A 7,743-nucleotide genomic window follows, 5' to 3' on the forward strand; every position below is an offset into this window, starting at 1 on the left:
CCAACTACATACCTTTGCAGTTGGACTTTACTAAATAAAAACTCTATTTATCTCAACTCGTCATCTAAAGGGACAATAATTTCATCTAATGTCTTTCTCCATTGACGCTTCATTTCTGGTCCGTATTTGAACGGCACTGCCTCCGGATGTACGACTTTATATTTATTGAAGTCTTTGCTGTCGATGATTCCCCCGATATTTGGAATTGGATCGGTTCCTATCTGATATTGAACTGCAGAGGCATGCAGCTCTCGCTCTTCCACAAACCAAGCATTCGCAAAATCTTCAATAGCTTGATTGTAGGAATGCGTAAAGTAACGACGTTTCACGACAAAAACATCTTCCTCTGAATCTATTTCTTTGTTATCGATAGCGTTTAAAATGGATCGGTAGACCTCTTTAACTACTTCTGATTTTTTTAACTTTTGAAGTGCTTTTTCAATTTCATTTCGGATATTCTGATTATTTGCGGAATACGTCCCCAATAATTGGTCGATATAGGTTGAATCAATGTCGTAGAGTTTAATCGCATTTTCTCCATAGAACTCAATGCCTGAGAAATCAGGGCTCGGTCCATCACCGTCTTCTTCATCTACCAACGATCCCTTTACGGTATTGTACACACCGATATATTCCTCTAAAGTCCTCACCTGTTCTTGAAGGACTCTTGATTTCTCCATGTCATCATTGTAGTCATCATACGTAACTAGAGCCTCAAAGGCATTATTTAGCTCTTGGAAAGCTTTTACGAACTCGATTCGGTCTTCGAGAGAAGAATGTTCGTTAATGTCTGTAGGATTTGGAACCAAAGTATGCAGTGACTTGTGAGCTTTTTTGAAGCGTTTTTTTGATTCGTCATACGTCGGATAAACAAGTTGGGAATCATCGTTTTCGTTCGAGTATAATTTCGTCGCATCCTTTACATTCTGCTCCATCGTTGAAGGTTTACGGAATGTTACAATCAAACCCTTAGTCTTTCCGGGATACGTTCGATTGGTTCGAGAAAAGGCTTGAATCAAATTGGCATAACTTAGGTTTCTGTCCACGAATAATGTTTGAATCGTTGGTGCATCAAATCCTGTCAACAATCGATCTACGACAATCACTAGATCAATTTGTTTCCCAAATTCTTTAAATTCTGCTCTTTTACGGGCTAATCGATTGTTGATATCCCCATTAAACCGTTCAATATCTTCAATCGACCAAGCTGTTTGATAATAATTGTTATACTCTTTTATAATTCCTTTCATTTCCTCTTGGAATTGTTTAGAGTTTTCTTCATTTTCTTGTACCGAATAGGTAATCGCGATTCTTGGGAAATCGGGATCTTCAATCGTACGACCTTTCCGGATTGGATGTCCCGCAAATTCGGTTGTTAACCATTCAGGATCTTTCGTCATCTCTTTAATAGCATGATAATATCGTTTCGCCATATCAATCGAACTAGTTGTTAAAATGGCAGACTTTTGAGGACGGCCATTTTTAAAATCAAATTTGGTGTAGGCGTTATCTGGTCGAAAGATCTTATGTATGACCTTTTGAATATGTTCCTCACTTTCGTATGAAGAGTTCGGAATATAAGTTTCCTTCTCTATTCCATCCATCTTATCGATTAACTCGTTCAGTTCATCATCAGTGTTTTCTGCGTTTTTTTCATTCTGACGCAGTTGATTAAAAATAGAGTTATATAATGAGGTTGGTTCAATCGTATCTTCGTGTTCTACTTGAAACCCTAAAACTGATCCATCCTCTAACGCATTCTTAATGGTATAGGTATGAAGAATATCCCCATACTGATCACGCGTGGTCCGTGCCAATTGACCTTTCGCTTGTTTTTTATTTTCATTAAATATCGGAGTACCTGTAAAACCGAACCATGTAGAGTTTGGAAAGAATCCCTTGATGGCTTCCATTCCTTCTGCACTTAACGCACGGTGACATTCATCCACGACAAAAACAATATGCTGACCGATCAGTTTCTTAAAACGCTGAGTGCCACTTTTTTCTTCTTGTTTTTGAGCAATTCGCAAAGCGGATTCTAATTTTTGGCGTGTGGTAATAATGACAGTATTCGAATTCGTATCAGATAGTAGAGTCTCACTTAACTTTTTTGCACTCTTAGTACCTACAATCAAGCTATTAGACTTGGCATTACCTGAAGAAATACCGGTATTAAACTCTGAAGCAAAATTGGTGAATTCGGTCGTAGTTTGATTGTCCAAGTCTTTTCGGTCAATGATCATAATTGTACGATCTACACCGGGTTTACGAGCTAATAACTTCGTAGAAACAAAACTTGTTAACGTTTTTCCTGAACCTGTCGCATGCCATACGAATCCAGATTCGCGTTTCATAGCAGAAGTAAACAAAGCCTCGATCGCATGAATTTGATACGGATGTAATACCATCAAGGCTTTATTGTCCTGATCTTCACTAACAATCGTATAATTGGCAATCAAACGGTGTGCATCTGGGATATTCAAGACTTGTTTCACAAATTCATAGAGATTTTCTACTTTTCGGTTATCGGTGGTACGCCAGCTAAAAACAAATTTCTTATGCATGTCTTTTGGCATCGCATTAGCAAAATACCGCGTCGTTTGTTCGTTCGAAATGACAAATAGCTGAAGTGTAGAAAAGATGTTGTTTCGAAACATCCCTTCCTCTGCGTATTTCTTGATTTGATTGTAGGCTTGGAATACGCCGTCTTTGGCGTTTACCTGTTTTAATTCAATTTGAACGATTGGCAGCCCATTAATCAAGAGTGTCACGTCAAATCGGCGATCACGGCCGTCACCATCTACCTTTTGTTTGGCAATCTGGTGCACCACTTCGTATGTAGAGATTCCGCCCCCGATATCTTGGTTGGAATACAAAATCAGCGACATCGATCCTAAAGATACATCATCACGTTCTATCGTAATCCGAGCAATTCCGTTTTCTCCTTTGAGCCATCTAGCCGCATCGAAGGGTGTCTTTGTTTTCGAGAGTAATTCTGTTTTGATTGAATCAAACTCCTTATCAGAAATGGGGTGTTCCCCAATTTCTGATAAGTTATTCTGAGTGATTTTTTGACGCAAGTTCTTCCAAAGATCTTCTTCAGACTTTAAATCCGGACGATAATTCCACTGATTATGCCCTTCCCCTAGCACTTCAATTAAACGACGTTCCACTTCAATTTCTTCATTATGTGCGATCTTGGTCACGTTACTCCCTCTTTTCTATCTAATTACACAAACATCTTTTGTAGAAAAGCTTTTTTCGTTTCTTTTAAAGCATCTAACTCACTTTGATGGAAATCCAGAATGTCGTCTAATTGTTTGAAGAAGTTACCTATTTTGATTTGTTCTTCTTTATTTGGTGCTATTACAGAATAATTCGCATATTCCTGAGCATTTACACCTGGTTGTCCGGATCGTTGAGAAGTTACTTTAATAAATTCACGATATTTTGAAGTAAGTGTATTTTGGAAAATAAATCTAGAATCATATTCAGATTTAATTCTTGCACGAATTAAAAACCCTGCATAATACACTTTTCCATCTTTTTTATCATAAATATATGATTTCCCAACACTCGCACCTGTTCGAGCAAAGAGAATATCACCTTCTTTAAGCAAGTAATTTTCAGCTGATGATAAATCAATATTTGGTGAAGTTAAATTATCTTTTAAAAACTTATGAGTATTTTCGTCAATATCAGTAATTCGAATATACTTGTTTTTTCCATCATATTTAGTTGCACTTGCATTAAGTCCATACTCAAAACTTACAGACATTTCGCCTAATTTATACTGTTTCCAAGGAGCATTAAATCCTGGGAACCGAACATCGGGTACAGACTCCCCCTCTTTTGGAAACATTTTTTGTAAGAATCCTTGCTTCGTTTGTTTAAGTGTGGTTAGTTCTTGCTGATGGAGAGAAATTGTTTCATCTATTATCTTAAAGAAATTACCAATATCATTTTGTTCTTCGATAGAAGGTTTTAAAACTTCAATATTTTTTAGAATAGATTGACCTACATTATAACGTGTACTTCCTCCTGCTTTCCGTTCTATTTGATCTCGATTGCAATAATTTAAACTAAGTTCAACAAATTTGGCATCAAAATCTCTTATTTTCTTACCCCTAATTGAAAACCCGCTATATAGAGCATATTCTTCCTGTAAATAAGCTTTTGTCCAACCAACCTCGTTACGAACCTCTGACGATCGAACAAAAACTAAATCACCGTTTACCACCTTATTTTTGCTTTCAGTAGTATCATCTACCTCCACAGAGTTTCGAATTTTATCGTAGATAATTGGCCCATCTTCGAGAATATCCAAAACACTAATCATTTTTCTTCCTTTGCCGTAATTTTCTTTGGGAGCATTAATCCCATTTGAAAATTCCATCAGTTCAGAAAGGAGGCCCTTTTTCCACCCTTCCTCGAATTTCGGGAAACGAATTACTGGTCTTTGTTTAATTCTCACGATTAAACACCTCTAAAGCACCCTTGATCCATTCTGCATCTTTTTCTTCAAATTGCAGCGAAGAAATCATGTCAAATAAATCAGACTCTAGTGCTGCTTTTTCTTTTCGAATGTCTTTAATGGTTGAGCCAATTGCAGCCATATCAACAGTCTCTTCTTCGATAAAAGTATCAACGTAGCGAGTAATGTTTAGATTAAAATCATTTTCTTTTATTTCATCAAATGAAGCCATGTGACTATATCTATCAACATTTTCTCGATTTCTATACGTTTCAACTATCTTATCTATGTGTGCTTTAAAGAGTTTATTTTGGTTCTTTCCTTTTGAAAACTCCTTACTCGCATCTATAAATAGTACATCACGTGTTTCACGATTCTTCTTCAAAATGAGAACTGTTGTGGGAATGGAGGTTCCAAAGAATAAGTTGCCTGGCATTCCGATAACTGCATCAATACTGCCATCTTCTAAAAGTTTCTTACGAATCACACCTTCTGCTGCTCCACGGAACAGAACACCATGTGGTAAGACGATTGCCATCGTTCCTGAATCTTTTAAATGATAGAACCCATGTAAAAGAAAAGCAAAATCAGCTTTTGATTTTGGGGCCAACTTTCCGTAACGGTTAAAACGAGAATCATCTAAGAATGTGTCATCTGCAGACCATTTTGCAGAATATGGAGGATTCATAAGAACTGAATCAAAGGTGTAAGGTTCATCTGTCGGCCAGTCTTTATTCAGTGTATCTCCATTACGTAAACGCATATCTTCTTTATCTACACCATGCAAGATCAAGTTCATCTTTGCTAAGTTGTAAGTTGTTGTGTTTAGTTCTTGTCCATGATATTTAACGCTGTCTGGATAGTTGATATAGTTTCGAATATTCAACATTAAGGAACCCGATCCCATGGTGGGATCATATACGCTAAACAATTTTTTATCCTCTTGGCCCATCGCAGCAATGCGAGCCATCATGTCAGATACTTCATGAGGTGTATAGAATTCTCCAGCTTTCTTACCTGCCTCTGAAGCAAACTGACCAATCAAGAATTCATAAGCATCACCAATTACGTCTCCATTATGTCCCATCAAGTCGACATCGTTTAGTTTCTTTAATACTTCTGTAATGGTAATGTTTCTTTGTTGATCATCTGAACCAAGTTTTTTGGATTTTAAATCTACATCATCAAATAATCCATTGAATTGATCATATTTGGTTGCTAAATCAATAAAGGCTTTATTTAAATCATTCAACTGAAACGTGTTTTGTTTCGCTTGATCAGTTAATACATTAAATAAGTGTTCTGGCGCAATATCATAGCCTAAAGTATCTACTAGCGTTTCAATTAGATCATCTTTGATATCATCATCAGATAACAAATTTATATACAATTGAGTTTGTTTAGTTTGTGTGTTGTATTCCTCAAGTGATTCATCAGCGATGATAACCACTTTTTCTAATAACTTATCTGATAAGTACTTGTAAAAAATCAGTCCTAATAGATAGTTTTTGTATTCAGATGCATCCATCTTGCTTCGCAAGTTGTCTGCGGCACTAAATAGTTTTTGGTTTAATCCTGCCATGGTATGTTCCCCACTTCTTTTTTAGTTTTGTCTAGTAATCTAGTTTTCTTAAAACTTCTAAATACAGCTGTTCTTCAAGTTTTGCTTGTTTTTTAGCCAACGCTTGACGCTTTCGCATTAAGAAATATGCTTTTCCAATGGTCTTTTGTTTCTCAAGAGTTGGCAACTTAATTTCCAACTCTTTTAATATTGCTGGAGTCAATTTGGGTACGGTACTTCCTTGCATGCTTATTGCCATCTGCTTTTTCATTGAGTTTGCTTCATTTAACGCATAACATAAATAGTTTCTATCCAATCCATCATGTTCGATAATGAGTTTCGCAAAGTTTTGGTTAATGATTTTCCCTTGGTTTTGGTCACTCACTATTGCAGCTCTGGAACTAACAAAACTGAAAACAACATCTCCAGCACTGCTTAAGTAGCCATCGCTTGGAACTTCATAGTTACTAATACCAGTATTTTTAGAGGCTAGGAATAATCCGTCTAAATCGTTTATTAAATCTTCGTACGAATAAGCCACCAAAGTTAAATCATTTTTCTCGTTCCCTCTGGAAAGGTTTCTTCCGATTTTAACAGTTACAACATCTTCAAATTTCATATCCCGCCCTCTTTTTATGTATTTCTTACGAATTACACATTAAACATATCAATAGAGAAATATTTCGTCAATATTAATTCTGTATTTTTTAAGAATTACTATTTATTTTGGGCTAAAGGGCAAATAAGGAGTGTGTCATAACTTAATAGTTTTGACTCTATATTTCTAGTGCTGTATTATCAAGGTGTCATTTTAGGAGTTGCACCTGTTTTAAGCGTTATTTTGCACTATAAGTAAATATAAAAATGCTTCCATTTAATAAAGGGGTAGGGTCAAGACCACATTATTTAAAAAGCCCAATTTCTCAGCACTAAAATTGAGAAATTGGACTTTTATCGTTACTCCAGAAAAGCTCCCTTTAATTGAATAACTGAGGATCTTCTATTAGCTGGTTTAGTTTTTTTAAAAAAAAGCATTTCATTATTAAAGAAATGCTGATTATCCTAACTTAATTTAGATTTTCACCATCTTTATCTCTTACATAAATCTCATACGACTCAATTCTAGATAACGAATTAAGTTCTTCAGATTTCATTATTTCATTAACTCTATCCTCTATCTCTTTTGTTAATTTCTTAGCATTTGCGTCAGTACTATTTATGGAAGTTTGAATAGTAATTGATTTTTGGTATTCAGATTGAATATCTACAACTACCTCGTAATCTTTTAAGCCTTCCATAATACTCATTGTTAAAATAGATAACTCTTTGTTAGCTGTCTGAGGGTCAACAACTTGCTGATCTTCAGCTAAAGTAACTTGACCCTCGGAATTATTAGTAAGAAGTAAAATCGCACCAACTGCTATACATACCATAATAAAAATACCAATAGCACTTTTTTTCAATTGGGACACCTCCTATTATATGGTATGACCAATTTTCAAAACTATGTCCATTTGATATTTTTCAATAAAATAAAACATTAACCTTATTCAGGAAAAGCGCCCTTTAATTGAATATCCTTATTTATACAGAAATCCCCTTATTTTTCCGAGAATTTTTCACTAGTACAAAAATCAAGTATGAAATCTCTTTTGATAACGTGCTACAAAACCATCTGACCCAGTAACTGAGATTGTACATTGTACAA

Annotated in this window: 5 protein-coding genes; all 5 read right to left on the reverse strand. The window is 35.6% G+C overall.

Features of this window, described 5'->3' with window-relative positions; genetic code table 11:
• Nucleotides 1–47: 47 nt before the first annotated feature.
• Complete coding sequence (locus ACFVAD_RS19115) at nt 48–3,206, reverse strand: type I restriction endonuclease subunit R (protein ID WP_386643774.1); 3,159 nt, start codon at nt 3,204–3,206, stop codon at nt 48–50.
• A 23-nt stretch (nt 3,207–3,229) separates the two neighbouring features.
• Nucleotides 3,230–4,474, reverse strand: a complete 1,245-nt coding sequence (locus ACFVAD_RS19120) for a restriction endonuclease subunit S (protein WP_386643777.1) — start codon at nt 4,472–4,474, stop codon at nt 3,230–3,232.
• Entirely contained in the window at nt 4,464–6,056 is a 1,593-nt protein-coding gene (locus tag ACFVAD_RS19125) for a type I restriction-modification system subunit M (protein ID WP_386643780.1), read from the reverse strand. Before ACFVAD_RS19125 ends, ACFVAD_RS19120 begins: the two co-directional genes overlap by 11 nt.
• Nucleotides 6,057–6,087: 31 nt before the next feature.
• Nucleotides 6,088–6,654, reverse strand: a complete 567-nt coding sequence (locus ACFVAD_RS19130) for a restriction endonuclease subunit S (RefSeq protein WP_386643783.1) — start codon at nt 6,652–6,654, stop codon at nt 6,088–6,090.
• A gap of 448 nt (nt 6,655–7,102) precedes the next feature.
• Nucleotides 7,103–7,498 (reverse strand): DUF4030 domain-containing protein, encoded by a 396-nt coding sequence (locus ACFVAD_RS19135; protein ID WP_386643786.1) that lies wholly within the window; start codon nt 7,496–7,498, stop codon nt 7,103–7,105.
• Nucleotides 7,499–7,743 lie beyond the last annotated feature (245 nt).

Origin of the sequence: Sutcliffiella sp. NPDC057660 (genome assembly GCF_042800035.1) — a bacterium.
GTDB lineage: Bacteria > Bacillota > Bacilli > Bacillales > Bacillaceae_I > Sutcliffiella_A.